13 protein-coding genes are annotated in these 14238 nt (G+C 68.6%); 1 reads left to right on the top strand and 12 read right to left on the bottom strand.

Annotated elements, in window-relative coordinates; genetic code table 11:
* Position 1 precedes the first annotated feature (1 nt).
* The 9 genes from deoA to IEY58_RS14785 all read right to left on the bottom strand — a co-directional run bounded on the left by deoA (position 2) and on the right by IEY58_RS14785 (position 8607).
* The gene (gene deoA, locus IEY58_RS14825; protein WP_189047056.1) at positions 2–1315 is read right to left on the bottom strand and encodes a thymidine phosphorylase; all 1314 of its coding nucleotides are present in this window, start codon (positions 1313–1315) and stop codon (positions 2–4) included.
* On the bottom strand, positions 1312–2082 hold the full coding sequence (deoC, locus tag IEY58_RS14820) for a deoxyribose-phosphate aldolase (protein ID WP_189047054.1): 771 nt from the start codon (positions 2080–2082) through the stop codon (positions 1312–1314). The genes deoA and deoC overlap by 4 nt, the downstream gene beginning before the upstream one ends.
* The gene (locus tag IEY58_RS14815; RefSeq protein WP_189047052.1) at positions 2072–2896 is read right to left on the bottom strand and encodes a purine-nucleoside phosphorylase; all 825 of its coding nucleotides are present in this window, start codon (positions 2894–2896) and stop codon (positions 2072–2074) included. Before IEY58_RS14815 ends, deoC begins: the two co-directional genes overlap by 11 nt.
* Positions 2893–3309, bottom strand: a complete 417-nt coding sequence (locus tag IEY58_RS14810) for a cytidine deaminase (RefSeq protein ID WP_308422426.1) — start codon at positions 3307–3309, stop codon at positions 2893–2895. The genes IEY58_RS14815 and IEY58_RS14810 overlap by 4 nt, the downstream gene beginning before the upstream one ends.
* Positions 3309–4304: an ABC transporter permease gene (locus IEY58_RS14805; RefSeq protein WP_308422425.1), complete on the bottom strand. Its 996-nt coding sequence runs from the start codon at positions 4302–4304 to the stop codon at positions 3309–3311. Before IEY58_RS14805 ends, IEY58_RS14810 begins: the two co-directional genes overlap by 1 nt.
* The gene (locus IEY58_RS14800; protein WP_189047050.1) at positions 4274–5371 is read right to left on the bottom strand and encodes an ABC transporter permease; all 1098 of its coding nucleotides are present in this window, start codon (positions 5369–5371) and stop codon (positions 4274–4276) included. The genes IEY58_RS14805 and IEY58_RS14800 overlap by 31 nt, the downstream gene beginning before the upstream one ends.
* On the bottom strand, positions 5371–6924 hold the full coding sequence (locus tag IEY58_RS14795; RefSeq protein WP_229743735.1) for an ABC transporter ATP-binding protein: 1554 nt from the start codon (positions 6922–6924) through the stop codon (positions 5371–5373). The genes IEY58_RS14800 and IEY58_RS14795 overlap by 1 nt, the downstream gene beginning before the upstream one ends.
* Position 6925: 1 nt before the next feature.
* On the bottom strand, positions 6926–7951 hold the full coding sequence (locus tag IEY58_RS14790) for a BMP family lipoprotein (RefSeq protein WP_229743734.1): 1026 nt from the start codon (positions 7949–7951) through the stop codon (positions 6926–6928).
* Between the two features lie 143 nt (positions 7952–8094).
* Positions 8095–8607, bottom strand: a complete 513-nt coding sequence (locus IEY58_RS14785; protein WP_189047048.1) for a CHRD domain-containing protein — start codon at positions 8605–8607, stop codon at positions 8095–8097.
* Positions 8608–8772: 165 nt separating this feature from the next.
* Between IEY58_RS14785 and IEY58_RS14780 the strand changes: the two genes are divergently transcribed.
* The gene (locus IEY58_RS14780) at positions 8773–10374 is read left to right on the top strand and encodes a peptide chain release factor 3 (RefSeq protein ID WP_189047047.1); all 1602 of its coding nucleotides are present in this window, start codon (positions 8773–8775) and stop codon (positions 10372–10374) included.
* 25 nt (positions 10375–10399) lie between these two features.
* Here the strand turns inward: IEY58_RS14780 and IEY58_RS14775 are convergent, their stop codons facing one another.
* The 3 genes from IEY58_RS14775 to IEY58_RS14765 are packed head-to-tail and all read right to left on the bottom strand — an operon-like array spanning position 10400 to position 14232.
* Positions 10400–11425 carry a TonB family protein gene (locus IEY58_RS14775; RefSeq protein WP_189047045.1) on the bottom strand — a complete coding sequence of 342 codons (1026 nt, stop codon included), beginning with the start codon at positions 11423–11425 and terminating at the stop codon, positions 10400–10402.
* 39 nt (positions 11426–11464) lie between these two features.
* Positions 11465–12526, bottom strand: a complete 1062-nt coding sequence (locus IEY58_RS14770; protein WP_189047043.1) for an ABC transporter ATP-binding protein — start codon at positions 12524–12526, stop codon at positions 11465–11467.
* A complete protein-coding gene (locus tag IEY58_RS14765) occupies positions 12514–14232 on the bottom strand; it encodes an ABC transporter permease (protein WP_189047041.1) in 1719 nt (572 codons plus the stop codon). The genes IEY58_RS14770 and IEY58_RS14765 overlap by 13 nt, the downstream gene beginning before the upstream one ends.
* Positions 14233–14238 lie beyond the last annotated feature (6 nt).

The following is a 14238-nucleotide window of genomic DNA, read 5'->3' as shown; positions in this document are numbered from 1 at the left end:
GTCAGCTCTCCAGCCGATCGAGGATCAGGGGGCGGGCCGCGGGCGCCCTGTCGCCGATGACCGCGGCCGCCTGCAGCGCGGCGATCGCCACTTGGGCCGCGGCCTCGGTGCGGGCATGGACGAGCGCCAGCGGCCGGTCCGGCCCAACAGCGTCGCCGATATGGGCGCAGCGGCTGAAGCCTACGGCATAGTCGATCGGGTCTGCCGGCGCATTGCGTCCGCCGCCAAGCGCCAGCACGGCGAGCCCGACCCGGCGCGCGTCGAGTGCCGCAAGCACGCCGGGCCATGCCGGCAGCACGGGTCGCACGACCGGCGCCGCCGGCAGATGGGCCCTCGCCTTGGCCATGAAATCAGAGGGACCACCGAGCGACGCGACCATCCGGCCGAACGTCTCGGCCGCGGCACCCGAGGCGAGTAATTGCTCGACGCACGCCGCACCCTCTGCTTCATCGCCGGCCAGGCCGGCGCGCCGCAGCATCTCGACCGCGAGCCCGCGGGTGACGGCATCGAGCCGCGGCTCACGCCGGACGCCGGTCAGATACTCAACCGCCTCGAGCACTTCGAGTGCATTGCCGGCGCTGTCACCCAGCACCTCGTTCATGTCGGTCAAGAGCGCCGTGACCGCGAGGCCGGCGCCATCGCCGACCTCGACCAGGCACTGCGCCAGCGCGCGCGCCTGCTCGGGCCGGGCCATGAAGGCGCCGGAGCCGTATTTGACGTCGAGCACCAGACCTTGGAGCCCGGCCGCGAGCTTCTTCGACAAGATCGATGCCGTGATAAGCGGTATCGATTCGACCGTCCCGGTCGTATCGCGGATGGCGTAGAGCCGCTTGTCGGCCGGCGCCAGGTCATCGGTCTGACCGACCATCGCAGCGCCGGTTTCGGCCATCGCGGCGCGGATGCGGTCGAGCGGCGGCCGGGTCTGATAACCGGGGATCGCGTCGAGCTTGTCGAGCGTACCGCCGGTGTGACCCAAGCCGCGGCCGCTGATCATCGGCACCGCCGCGCCCGCCGCCGCGAGGATCGGCGCCAACATCAGGCTGGTCTTGTCGCCGACGCCGCCGGTCGAATGCTTGTCGACGACCGGCTTGCCGAGGTCGCGCCAGTCGAGCACCCGGCCGGAGCGCGTCATGGCGTCTGTCAGCGCCACGCGTTCCGCACGCTCCATCCCGCGGCAGCACACCGCCATGGCGAAGGCCGCGACCTGGCCTTCGGTCAGGCTGCCGTCGGTGATACCGCCGACCAGGAACGCGATCTCGTCAGCGGCGAGCGCGGCGCCGTCGCGTTTGCGGGCGAGCAGCTCCTTCGCGATCACGCGTCGAGACCGAGGCAGATCAGCACGTCGTCGAGCAGCGCCGAAGCACCGACCCGGAACGTGGCGGCACTGGCGAAGCCGTCGCCCAACATGCGGTCGGCGAGCGCCAGATAGGCCTGCGCCTCCGACACGGTGCGCACGCCGCCGGACGCCTTGAATCCGACCCAGCGGCGCTGGGCGCGCGCGTCGGATATCGCGCCCAGCATGACCTCGGCCGCCTCGAGGCTGGCGCCCGGCTGGGTCTTGCCGGTCGAGGTCTTGATGAAATCGGCGCCGCCGGCGATCGCGATGTCGGAGGCCGCACGGATCAGCTGCGGCGTTTTCAACTGACCCGTCTCGAGAATGACCTTGAGCAGCACCTTGCCGCCGCAAGCGGCCTTCGACGCCTTGACCAGTTCGAGCCCGACCGTGCGGTCGCCGGCGATGAGTGCGCCATAGGGGAAGACCACGTCGACCTCGTCGGCGCCGAGCGCTACGGCTTTGGCCGTTTCCTCGGCGGCCGCGGCGACATCGGCGGCGCCGGCCGGGAAATTGGTCACGGTCGCGATCGGCACATCGGTGCCGACCAACGCTCGTTTCGCAACCGGAATATGCGGTGCATGGATGCAGACGGCGGCGACATTGCCGGCCGGCGTGCGCGCACGGGCGCACAGCCGCTCGACCACGGCGGCATCGTCGCTGTCGTTCAAGCTGGTGAGGTCGATCAGCGGCAAGAGCCGCTGGGCGATGCGCCGCAGATTGGCGGTTGTATGCGGATCAGACGCCATGCTTGAGGCTTTCCAGGAAGGCGAGGATCAGTTTTTCGAGCGACTGGGCGATCTTGGCGCCCTGCTCCAGGGTTTCGGCGTGGCTGGGCGTCACCTCGCTCATGCCTTCGGCGAGGTTAGTGACGGCCGAGAGCGCCGCGACCGTAAGGCCGCAATGGCGGGCGACCAAGACCTCTGGCACGGTCGACATGCCGACGAGATCGGCACCCAAGGTGCGGAACGCGCGAATCTCCGCCGGCGTCTCGAAGTTCGGGCCTGGATAGGCCAGGTACACGCCATCGGGCAGCGCAATCCCGGCCGCCCTGGCCGCCTCGTGGAAGCGCGCGGCGAGCGCCGGGTCGTAGGCGTCGCGCATGGAGAAGAAGCGCGGGCCCCAGGCCTCGTCGTTCGGCCCTTGCAGCGGGTTGAAGCCCAGCATGTTGATATGGTCGCGGATCAGCACCAGACTGCCGGGACCGACTTCGGGGCGGAGCGAGCCCGCGGCATTGGTCAGCACCAGAACCTCAGCGCCCGACTGCTTCACCGTGCGCACCAGCACCTTGAGGCGCTCGGCCCCATCGCCACCCTCATAGGCATGGACGCGGCCGTTCAGGCACAGGACATCGACGCCTGCGAGGCGGCCCAGCACGAGCGAGCCGGCATGGCCCGCAACGGTCGGCACCGGGAAGCCCGGCAGCTCGGCATAGGAGATCCGAGTCGGCGCCTCGATCCGCTCGGCAACCTGGCCCAGGCCCGAGCCCAGGACGAAGGCGACGCGCGGCCGGAAGCCCGGCCGGCGCTCGCCGATGTTATGGACGGCGTCTTCGATGCTCATGGCTTGCTCTCGGGTTTGACTTGGCGCCAGCCGAAGGCGCGCGGCAGCAGTTCGCCCAGACTGACCGTCGCGCGCACGCCCTCGGGCCCAGCAAGATGCACGGGCGTCGCGGGATCGGCGAACTCGACGAGGCGCTGGCGGCAGCCGCCGCAGGGCGTCACCGTTTCCGGCCCATCGGCCACGACCAGAATCTCAGTGATGGCGGTGCCGCCGGCCGCGACCATCACGCCGATCGCCGTCGCCTCGGCGCACTGGCCCTGCGGAAAGGCCGCGTTCTCGACGTTGCATCCGGCATGGATCGTGCCGTCCGCGGCGCGGAGTGCGGCCCCGACCTTGAAGCCGGAATAGGGCGCATGAGCGCGGGCCTGGGCCGTGAGCGCCGCCTGCAGCAGATCCTGGGTTGCCATCCTCATCACCGCGTCTTGACGAACGGCAGGCCGATCGCGCGCGGCGCGCGCGCCGCACCAACGAAGCCCGCCAACAGCAATACGGTCAAGAGATAGGGTAGCGCCTCGACGAATTGCACCGGCACCACGCCGACCAGCGGCAGCGCCACGCCCTGCAGCCGCACCTGCAGCGCGTCGCAGAAGGCGAACAGCAGGCAGGCGCCGAACGCCGGCACCGGCCGCCATTTGCCGAAGATGAGCGCCGCAAGCGCCACATAGCCGCGCCCGGCCGTCATGTCGCGGCCGAAGCCCGCCCCCTCGGCAATCGACAGGTCGGCACCCGCCAGCCCGACCAAGAGGCCGCTCAAGGCGAGCGCGCCGTAGCGCAACCCGGCGACCGACAGGCCGGCCGCGTCGACCGCGTGCGGGTTCTCGCCGACCGCGCGGATACGGAGGCCGAACGAGGTGCGATAGAGCAGCCAAGCCGAGGCCGGCAGCAGCACGGCCGCCAGATAGACGATCAGGTTATGGCCGCCGATCAGGTTGTTCCAGACCGGTCCCAGCACCGGTACGCCGGCGAGCGTATCGGCCAGCGGCAGCGTGATCGGCATAAAGCGCATGTCGTGGCCCAAGGCCGGCGTCTGGCCGCCCTGGTGGAACCAGGCGAGGCCGAGGCTCGGGCACAAGCCCGCGACCAGGATGTTGAGCGCCATGCCGGAGACGACCTGGTCGCCGCGCTGGGTGATCGCGGCAAAGCCATGAACGAGCGACAGCAGCATGGCGATGCTCATGCCCGCCGCGAGCGCGAGCCACGGCGAGCCGCTGATCGAGGCGATGCAGGCGGACGCGAAGGCAGAGGCCAGCATCATGCCCTCGAGGCCGAGCGCCACCACGCCGGCCCGCTCCGAGAACAAGCCGCCGAGCGTCGCCAGCACCAGCGGTGTGGCGAGCCGGATGGTCGCGGCCAGGACCGACAGGATGTCGACGAGGCTCATGCCGGCACCGCGCGCCAGCGCTGCCACGCCCTCGTCACCGGCGCCCGCAGCATGTTCTCGAGCGCGCCGCAGAACAGGATGACGAGCCCGTCCATCACCACGATGATGTCGCGCGTGACCTGCGGATAGTCGAACGCGAGCTCGGCGCCGCCCTGGTAGAGCGCCCCGAACAGGATCGCGGCCAGCACGATGCCGAACGGGTGGTTGCGGCCCATGAGCGCCACGGCGATGCCGACGATGCCGGCACCGGCGGTGAAGCCCAGCACCAGGCGATGCAGCACGCCCATGACCTCGTTGATGCCGACGAGGCCGGCGCAGGCGCCGCCGAGGCAGACCGCCAGCACCGTCACCCGGCCGACCGGGATCGCCGCATAGGCGGCGGCCGACGGATTATGGCCGGTCGCGCGGATCTCATAGCCCCAGCGCGTACGGCGGATGAACAGCCAGGCGAGGAAGGCCACGGCGAGCGCCACGAGGAAGCTCAGGTTGAGCGGCGATTCCTCCATGGCGAGCCCCAGGTGCTGTGCCCATTCATGGGCATAGGGCAGCGCCGTCGACGCCGGGAAGGCACCCGTCTCGGGCGAGGGGTCGCCCGGTGCGCGCAGCATGTCGATCAGCAGGTAGGTCATGAAGGCGGCGGCCAGGAAATTGAACATGATCGTCGTGATGACGATATGGCTGCCGCGCTTGACCTGAAGCACCGCCGGCACCGCCGCCCAGCCGGCACCGAACAGGGCGGCGACGAGGATCGCGAGCGGCAAGGTCAGCCACAGCGGATAGCCGCCCATGGCCTGGCAGACCAGCGTGACACCGAGCCCGCCGAGCGTCGCCTGGCCCTCGCCGCCGATGTTGAACAGGCCGGCCTGATAGGGAATGGCGACCGCGAGGCCGGTGAAGATGAAGGTGGTCGCGTAATAGAGCGTGTAGCCGAGCCCGTCCAGGGACCCGAAGGCGCCATCGAGCAGCGTGCCGAGTGCGTCCGACGGCGAGACACCGATCAATGCCAGCACGACGGCGCCGACCAGGAAGGCGAGCGCCAGGTTGAGCGCCGGGATCAGCAGATAGTCGACCAGCACTGGCAGATCGCGCCGCATCACGCCGCCTCGCCCTGCACGCCGGCCATCAGCAGGCCCAGCGCCCGCTCCGTCGCGTCGGTTGAGCGCAGCTCGCCGGTGAAGCGGCCGTCGACCATGACCAGGATGCGGTCCGCAAGCGCCAGGATTTCGTCGAGCTCGACCGAGACGAGCAGGATGGCCGTGCCCGCCGCCTTGAGTGCGCGGAGCCGTGCATGGATCTGCTCGATGGCGCCGACATCGACGCCGCGCGTCGGCTGCCCGACCAGCAGCACCTTGGGTCCCCGCGCCATCTCACGCGCGCAGATGAGCTTCTGCTGGTTGCCGCCGGAGAAGGCGGCTGTCCGGAGCCGCTCGTCGCGCGGCCGGACGTCGTAGTCCGCCATGCGCTGGCGCGTCATCGCCTTGACCGCGCGTTCGAGCAGCCAGGGGCCGCGCGCATGGCCGGGATCGCGGTGATATCCCAGGATCGAGTTCTCCCAGGCCTCGAACGCGCCCACCATGCCGTCCTTGTGCCGGTCCTCCGGAATATGGCCGAGGCCAAGCCGGCGCAGCGCGGTCGCCGTGTCCGCGGTCGGCACCGGGGCGCCCGCCCAGGTGAGCCGGCCGCCGGCGAGCGGCGCCAGGCCGGCCAAGCCCGCCATCAGTTCCGACTGGCCGTTGCCGGAAACGCCGGCGATGCCGACGATCTCGCCCGGCCGAAGCGCCAGATCCACACCGCGCACCCGCTCGACGCCGGCCGCATCGCGGACGCGGAGCCCCTCGGCAGAGAGGACGGGCTCGCCCGGCACCACCGCGAGCGGCTCGGGCAGGGCCGCGAGCTTGCGGCCGACCATGCGCTCGGCCAGGTCCGCCTCGTTCGTCTCGGCGGTCGCGACATCGCCCACGACCCGGCCGGCGCGCATGACGGTGACCCGGTCGGTCACCGCCATGATCTCCTTGAGCTTGTGGGTGATGAGCAGCACCGTCTTTCCTTCGGACTTCAGGCGCCGGAGGATCTGGAACAGCTGCAGCGCCTCGTCGGGCGTCAAGACGCCGGTCGGCTCGTCCAGGATCAGGATCTCGGCGCCGCGATAGAGCGCCTTCAGGATCTCGACCCGCTGGCGCGATCCCACCGGCAGGTCCTCGACGCGCGCATCGAGGTCGACCGCGAGGCCGTAAGCCGCCTCGATCGCCTGCGCCGCCGCCCGCGCCTGGTCGAGCCCGCCCTTGAGCACGAGCCCGCCCTCGCGGCCGAGCGCCAGGTTCTCGAGCACGGTGAACGGCTCGACCAGCACGAAATGCTGATGGACCATGCCGATGCCGAGCCGGATCGCGTCGGCCGAGCTCTGGATGCGCGCAGGCGCACCGCCGAGGCGGATCTCGCCGCCGTCGGCCTGGTAATAGCCGTAGAGGATGCTCATCAGCGTCGACTTGCCGGCGCCATTCTCGCCGATGATGCCGTGGATCGTACCGGCCGCGATGTCGAAGCTCACGCCATTGTTGGCGACGACCGCACCGAACCGCTTGGTGATCCGGTCGAACGCAACCGCCGGCGCCGCCCCGGCCTCGTCGACCAACTTCCCGTCGATCAAGTTATTGAGCCGCGACGTCGGTCGGAACGATCTTGCCGGCGATGATGTCGGCCTTGGCCTGGTCGACGCGCGCCTTCACTTCCGGTGAAATCAGCGCCCGATTGTTGTCGTCGATCGCATAGTCGAGCCCGTCCTCCTTGAGGCCGAGCGAGAGCGTGCCGGGCTGCCACTTGTCGTCCTTGGCGGCCATCATCGCGTTGTAGGTCGCGACGTCGACCCGCTTCACCATCGAGGTCAGGACCGAGCCCGGATGCAGCGGGTTCTGATTAGAATCGCAGCCGATCGAGAATTTCTTGGCGTCGGCCGCCGCCTGCAGCACGCCCAGGCCCGTGGCACCGGCCGCCGCGAAGACCACGTCGGCGCCGCGGTCGAACTGGCTGCGCGCGAGCTCGCTGCCGCGCGCCGGATCGTTCCAGGCCGAGACCGTCGTGCCGGTCATGGTCTGGAACACCTCGATGTCCGCCTTCGCAAACTTGGCACCCTGGGCATAGCCCGCGGCGAAGCGGCGGATGAGCGGCACATCCATGCCGCCGACAAAGCCGATCTTGCCGGTCTTCGAGGTGAGGGCGGCAATCATGCCGATAAGGAAGCAGCATTCCTGCTCGCGGAACACGATCGACTGCACGTTCGGCTGATCGACTACCGCGTCGATGATCGTGAAGCGCGCCTTCGGATATTGCGCAGCAACCTTGGTCATCGCCGCCTGATGCCCGAAGCCGACGCCGATGATCAAGCTGGCGCCGCGCTTCGCCAGCTGCAGCATCGACTGCTCGCGCTGGTTCTCGTTGGTGATCTCGAATTCGCGATAGGCGAGCCCGGTTTCCTTCTTGAACCGCTCGGCGCCGTCGTAGGCCGCCTGGTTGAAGGAGCGGTCGAACTTGCCGCCGTAGTCATAGATGAGCGCCGGTTCGAACCCGGCAGCCTCGGCCGATGCGAAAGGGCCGAAGCCGGAAAGACCGGCGGCTGCCGTACCGAGCATCACCCGGCCGAAAGACCGGCGCGACATGCCGTCGAAACCAATGCCCATACGTTCTCGAAGCCCCTCGAGTGGATTTTCCCTATCTCTATGCTGGGCCGCCGGACTTGTCTACGCGTCCGCAGCAGCGCAACGCGCTGTTGCGGATCCGCGCGAAACGAGGCGGGAGACTGGCCCCCGCCCCAGCGCTGCCGTTACTGCTTCGGTGCCGCGTCCGTCTTCGGAGCAGCGTCCTTCTTCTTCGGCATCTTCATGCCGCCGGCCTTCACGACCTGGCCGCGGATCTCGCCCTCCGGGTTGGCCTGGGTGTGGATGTTGAAATACATCTGCCCGCCGGTCAGCGCCGTCGCCTGGTCATCCGTGAGCGTCGCCGACCCGATGATCGGGCTGATGAGGGCTTCGCCCTTCATGAAAGCCGGCACCATGACGCCGGCGGCAACGCCCGGCTTGGCAGGGCCGTGGAAATGGGCCGCCTTCGCGTCGCCCGTCAGGCCAGAATACTTGATGTTCCAGCTCAGTTCCTTGGTTGCGTCGTCATATTTGACGGTGCCGGTACCGGTGCCCTTGGTCGTGTTGGGCGGCGTCTCGCTCTTGCCATTCAGCACGACGCGGTAAGTGGTGGTCTTGGCCTCGGCCGACGGTGCGGCGGCGAATGCCGCGAGCGCCAGCGCCATGGCGGCCATGCCGACTTGGAATCGGATCTTCATTCGCCCACTCCCCTCTTCGGTTCAAGTCATTGATGCAGCAAGGTTGCCGCACGCAGTTGTTTATACAGGACCCGTGACATCAACGCGATCGGCACATCCTGTCGCAGGCCCCCTCTGCTTGCATTGATGATGGCGTGCTGAGGCTCCTGTGGTAGAAGCGCGGCCATGAGCGCGCTTTCCGCCCCCGTCGCCGATCGCCACGTCGCCAACCGACGGACTTTCGCCATCATCTCGCATCCGGACGCCGGCAAGACGACCTTGACCGAAAAGCTGCTGCTGTTCGGCGGCGCCATCCAGATGGCGGGCGAGGTCAAGGCACGCGGCGACAGCCGGCGCGTGCGGTCGGACTGGATGGCGGTCGAGCGCGAGCGCGGCATCTCGGTCTCGTCGGCCGTCATGACCTTCGTCTATGACGGGCTGACCTACAATCTGCTCGACACGCCGGGCCACCAGGACTTCAGCGAGGACACCTACCGCACGCTGACCGCAGTCGACAGCGCCGTCATGGTGATCGACGCCGCCAAGGGCATCGAGACCCAGACGCGCAAGCTGTTCGAGGTCTGCCGGCTCCGCGACGTGCCGATCATCACCTTCGTCAACAAGATGGACCGCGAGGCGCGTGATCCGTTCGATCTCATGAGCGAGATCGAAGAACAGCTGGCGCTCGATGTCACGCCCGCGACCTGGCCGATCGGCATGGGCCGCGACTTCCTCGGCACCTACGACATCCTGAACGACACGCTCCTCCTGTTCGATCGCGGCGAGGGCGCGCGCGTGACCGAGGCCGTGCGCTGCTCGGGGCTCGACGACCCGAAGCTCGCGGAGCTCTTGCCGGCTCATGCGCTGGCAAAGCTCACCGAAGAGGTCGAGATGGTGCGCGGCCTCTGCCCGCCGTTCGACGTCGAGAGCTATCGCGCCGGCCACCTGACGCCGGTGTTCTTCGGCAGCGCCATCAATAATTTCGGCGTGCGCGAGCTCTTGGGCGGTGTCGCCGAGCTGGCGCCGCCGCCGCGCCCGCAGCCGGCTGAACCCAGGGCGATCGCGCCGACCGAGACCAAGGTCGCGGGCTTCGTCTTCAAGGTCCAGGCCAACATGGACCCGCAGCACCGCGACCGTGTCGCCTTCGTGCGCCTTTGCTCGGGCCGCTTCCAGCGCGGCATGAAGCTGAAGCATGTGCGCACCGGCCGCATGATGGCGGTGCAGAACCCGATGTTCTTCCTGGCCCAGGACCGCAACCTGGCCGAGGAGGCCTGGCCCGGCGACATCCTCGGCATTCCGAACCACGGCACGCTCCGGATCGGCGACACGCTGACCGAGGGCGAGGAGCTCAAGGTCACCGGCATCCCGAACTTCGCACCCGAGATCCTGCGCCGCGTCCGGCTCGACGACCCGATGAAATCGAAGCACCTGAAGCGTGCCTTGGAACAGATGGCCGACGAGGGTGTCACCCGCGTGTTCAAGCCGCTCATCGGCACCGACTGGATCGTCGGCGTCGTGGGCCAGCTGCAGATCGACGTGCTGGCCGAGCGCATCCGGGCCGAATACGACCTCAAGATGCATTTCGAGCAGGCGCCCTACGAGACCGCCCGCTGGGTGAGCGCCGACGACAAGACCCTGATGAAGCGCTTCCTCGACGAGGTGCGCGGCAGCCTGGCCGAAGACCACGACGGCGCCCCCGTGTTCATGGCCCGCAACAGCTGGGAACTGAACCGCACCCAGCAGGACTGGCCGGACGTGAAATTCTCGGCGACTAGGGAGCAGGGGTAGGAAAGAGGCCTACCCCTGACGCAATTCAGCTCGCTGCTCTCGCCTTATGTTTGGGATCGAGCGTCTCGACCTTCGTACAATCAGCGTCCGCTTCATTCGTTCGACCCATTTGTCGCAAAAGCAAACACCGCTCGGCAAGGGCCGGTACTTCAGTAGGGTTGATACGAAGCGCCTCGTTCAGGTCGGCAAGAGCAGGCGCCATATCGCCAGCGGCTCGCGCCGCTGTTGCCCGTCGAATGTAGAGCGACGGATCGTCAGGCACGATCGCAATAGCGGCAGTGGTATCCTGCCGCGTCGCAACGAAGTCCGCGAGACCGACATCGGTTTCGCTCCGATTCTTCAGCACGGCGAAGCTGCTGGGCATTCCCTGAAGCGCCGTATCAAAATCTGCCCGCGCCTTGGGGTAGTTCTTGAGGGCGAGATATGACAGGCCGCGCTGGCGGAACGTCTCAGGCGTGAATGCGCCGCTTGCTATTGCATTGGTGTAGTCGTGGATTGCCTGCTCGAATTGTTTCTGTTTGACGTAGGCCTGAGCTCGCACTTCATAGGCGGCACCCTTTATGGCGGTTGGGGCGTCCGGCCAATCGATCGCCTTACTGCAATTATCTAGAGCGACCGGATCGTTCGGATGGCTGCCCAGCGTCGCGCATATTGCCCACCCCGATCGCAGCAAATTACCCCTCTGAACAGGCAGGTCGTCGGCCAAATCGAAGCGAATGGTGAAGGTGTGAGCTATTTCAGGGACGGGCGTGCCGTCCCGCATGGCCGGCCGATATTTAGCCGCCCGGACGAATTCCAGAGCAGCATCGCCGAATAGTCGTGAACCATCGATCATATTGACGATGCAGCCTTCGGTGTTTCCTTCTGCACTGATATCGCACAGAACTTCGACATTGCCCTCTACACCCTTTTCCAGCATCGGCACGGGATAACGTAGAGAGATTGGTCGCGCCGAGGGCGCGGCAGACGGCGGAGATGGCGTCGGCGCGGCACAGGCCGACAGATAGAGCGCGCTGGCGAGCGGCAGAAGAAGTTTGCTCGGAAGGTGCATCCCGATCCCACTAGTTTTGCGTGTTCATGCCGATATCTTCTACCCCGGAATGACCCAGCCGTCACTGATCCGCACGCGCACCGGCGTCCCCGGCTCCGGTACCGTGCCTGGCTTCGCCAGGAGCTGCAGCGGCCGTCCCTCCTGTCCCTCGACCGTGACGTCGACCAGCCATTCGCCGCCCTGGTAGCGGGCGCGGCGGCAGCGCGCGGGCAGGCCGTCGTCGGCGAGGGCCAGGTCTTCGGGCCGGAGGCATACAAGCGCGCGCCCGGCCGCCTGTTCCGGCACCGCCCGCACGAATGCCCGATGACCGGCGATCTCGATCAGCGCCCGCCCCTGGTCCGCGCGCTGCGGCACGGTCGCCGCCACCACGCCGCCCCGGCCGATGAAGTCGGCGACGAACGCGGTCGCCGGCGCGTGATAGAGCGTCTCGGGCGCCGCCACCTGCTCCACCCGGCCTTGGTTCATCACGGCGATCCGGTCGGCGAGCGCCATCGCCTCGCTCTGGTCGTGGGTGATGTAGAGCATGGTGGCGCCGGTGCGGGCACGGAACTCCTGGAACTCGTCCAAGAGGCTCGCCTTCAGGTGCACGTCGAGATTGGCCAAGGGCTCGTCGAGCAGGACCAGGTCCGGCGCCATGGCGAGGCAGCGGGCGAGCGCCACCCGCTGGCGCTGGCCACCCGAGAGCGAGGCCGGCCGGCGGTCGACGGCGCTGCCGAGGCCGACCACATCGAGCGCCGCTGCGACGCGTGATCTGTACTCGGCGCCCCGAACGCCGCGCGTGCGGAGCGGATAGCCGACATTCTCGCCCACGGTCATATGCGGCCAGAGCGCATAGCTCTGGAACACAATGCCGACGTGCCGGTCCTCCGGCGGGACATGGGTGCGGCCGTCCGCCACCAGCCGGTCGCCGAGCCGGATCTCGCCGGCACCCGGTCGCTCGAAGCCGGCGACCAGGCGGAGCAGCGTAGTCTTGCCGCAGCCGGATGGCCCGAGGATCGCCAGGAACTCGCCATGGGCGACGTCGAGCGAAACAGCATCGACCGCCGGCGCCGCAGCGTCGGCAAAGCGCTTGGTCACGGTACGAAGGATCAGGCCTGCCATGGCAATACCGGCGTCGCGAGATGACGGGTCAAGAACGAGGCGAGCGCCATCAGGCCGACCGTCGCCACGACCGTCAGGCTGGCAAGTGCCGCTGCAACGGTGTTCTCGCCGGCCTGCTCCAGGCTGAAGACGACGACGCCCAAGGTCTCGTGCCCGGCCGACCAGAGCAGCGCCGAGACGGTGAGCTCGTTGAACGCGGTCAGGAACACGAGGAGCCCGCCTGCGGCCGCGGCCGGCGCCACGAGCGGCAGCGCCACCGTCATGACGCGCCGGACGAAGCCGGCACCCGACATCTGTGCCGCCTCCTCGAGGCGGAAGTCGAGCTGCCGGAACGCGGCCGCGACCGGCCGCTGGGCGAGCGTGAAGAAGCGTGCGAGATAGGCGATCAAGATGATGCCGAGCGTGTTGTAGAGCGTCAGGCCCAAGACCGGACGTATGAAGATCAGGATCGCCGCGATGGCGAGCACCACGCCCGGCAGCGCGTAGGAGAGCTCCGCCGCCAGCACCAAGAGACGCATCAGACGCCGCCCGCGCCAGACCGCGAAATAGGCGACCGGGACTGCGACCAAAAACAGGATCGCCGCCGCAGCAGCAGCAAGCCCCAGGCTGTCGATGATGGCCCGCCCGGCTGCCGGATCGTCGAAGAGGACGAAGCGAAAATTCTCGAGTGTCGCGGTCGCAGGCCCGAGCGGCTGGCCATAGGCCGCGACGAGCGCAGTCGCGAGCAGCGCCAGGAGCGGCATCAGCAGGGTCAGTGCCAGGAAGCCCCAGGCAGCGGCCACCGCGACCGGGCGCCACCGGCCGAGCGGCAGGTGGATCGATGACGCCGTGCCCTCGACCCGCACGTCGCGCCGGCCGGCGAGCCAGGCTTCGACGAGCACGCCGCCCGCCGCAAGCACGCCCAGCAGCAGGGACAGCGCCGCAACCTCCGACAGCACGCGCGGCCCGAAGCCGGACAGGCGCTGATAGATGAGCGTCGTCAGCATCGGGAAGCGCGCCGGAATGCCGAGCAGCGCCGGTGTGCCGAAATTGCCGATGGTCGAGACGAAGGCGAGCGCCATGCCGGCGATCAGGCTCGGCGCCACGAGCGGCAGGACCACGGTGCGGACCACGCGCATCGGCCGGGCGCCCGCCGCACGCGCCGCCTCGATCAGGTCGCCCGGCAGCACGCGCAGCGCCGGGCGCAGGCTGAGGAACACGAGCGGTGCGTGCTCGAGGCCGAGCAGGAGCGTGATGCCGGTCGCGGAATAGAGCGGGTGCCGGGCACCTGGTGCCGGCGCCAGACCAAAGAGCTTCAGGAGCACGCTCGACGGCCCCAGGAGCTCGATCCAGGCGATGGTCGTGATCTGCGACGGCACGATCAGCAGCATGGTGAAGCCGAACACGAGCGTGCGCCGTGCCGGCAGGTCGCCCAGCGCCACGACGAGCGCCATGGCGCCGCCGATCAGGCCCGAGATCGCCATGGCGGCGAGGCTGACCCAGAGCGTGTGACCGAACGCGGTCCAGGTAGCCGGGTCGCTCAGCACCCGGTCGAGGGCGCCGAGGCCAAGCTTGCCCTGGGGCATGGCGCCCTCGACGAGGAGGCGCAGCACGGGAAAGATCGCGATCAGGCAAAGGAGGGCGGCCAACGCCCAGAACAGGGACTGCTCGGCGGCGATCGACCGTCTTCGCCCCGATCCCGGCCGCCCCGATCCTGTTCCGGGCATCGCCTC

It is taken from the genome of Aliidongia dinghuensis (assembly GCF_014643535.1).
GTDB lineage: Bacteria > Pseudomonadota > Alphaproteobacteria > ATCC43930 > CGMCC-115725 > Aliidongia > Aliidongia dinghuensis.
Note: the sequence above shows the minus strand (reverse complement) of the source record. Positions and strands in the feature narration are given on the sequence as shown.

Coding starts and splice junctions, on each gene's coding strand:
- deoC (WP_189047054.1), bottom strand. CDS start 2,082: ATGGCGTCTGATCCGCATACAACCGCCAATCTGCGGCGCATCGCCCAG.
- IEY58_RS14815 (WP_189047052.1), bottom strand. CDS start 2,896: ATGAGCATCGAAGACGCCGTCCATAACATCGGCGAGCGCCGGCCGGGC.
- IEY58_RS14810 (WP_308422426.1), bottom strand. CDS start 3,309: ATGAGGATGGCAACCCAGGATCTGCTGCAGGCGGCGCTCACGGCCCAG.
- IEY58_RS14800 (WP_189047050.1), bottom strand. CDS start 5,371: ATGCGGCGCGATCTGCCAGTGCTGGTCGACTATCTGCTGATCCCGGCG.
- IEY58_RS14790 (WP_229743734.1), bottom strand. CDS start 7,951: ATGGGCATTGGTTTCGACGGCATGTCGCGCCGGTCTTTCGGCCGGGTG.
- IEY58_RS14785 (WP_189047048.1), bottom strand. CDS start 8,607: ATGAAGATCCGATTCCAAGTCGGCATGGCCGCCATGGCGCTGGCGCTC.
- IEY58_RS14780 (WP_189047047.1), top strand. CDS start 8,773: ATGAGCGCGCTTTCCGCCCCCGTCGCCGATCGCCACGTCGCCAACCGA.
- IEY58_RS14775 (WP_189047045.1), bottom strand. CDS start 11,425: ATGCACCTTCCGAGCAAACTTCTTCTGCCGCTCGCCAGCGCGCTCTAT.
- IEY58_RS14770 (WP_189047043.1), bottom strand. CDS start 12,526: ATGGCAGGCCTGATCCTTCGTACCGTGACCAAGCGCTTTGCCGACGCT.
- IEY58_RS14765 (WP_189047041.1), bottom strand. CDS start 14,232: ATGCCCGGAACAGGATCGGGGCGGCCGGGATCGGGGCGAAGACGGTCG.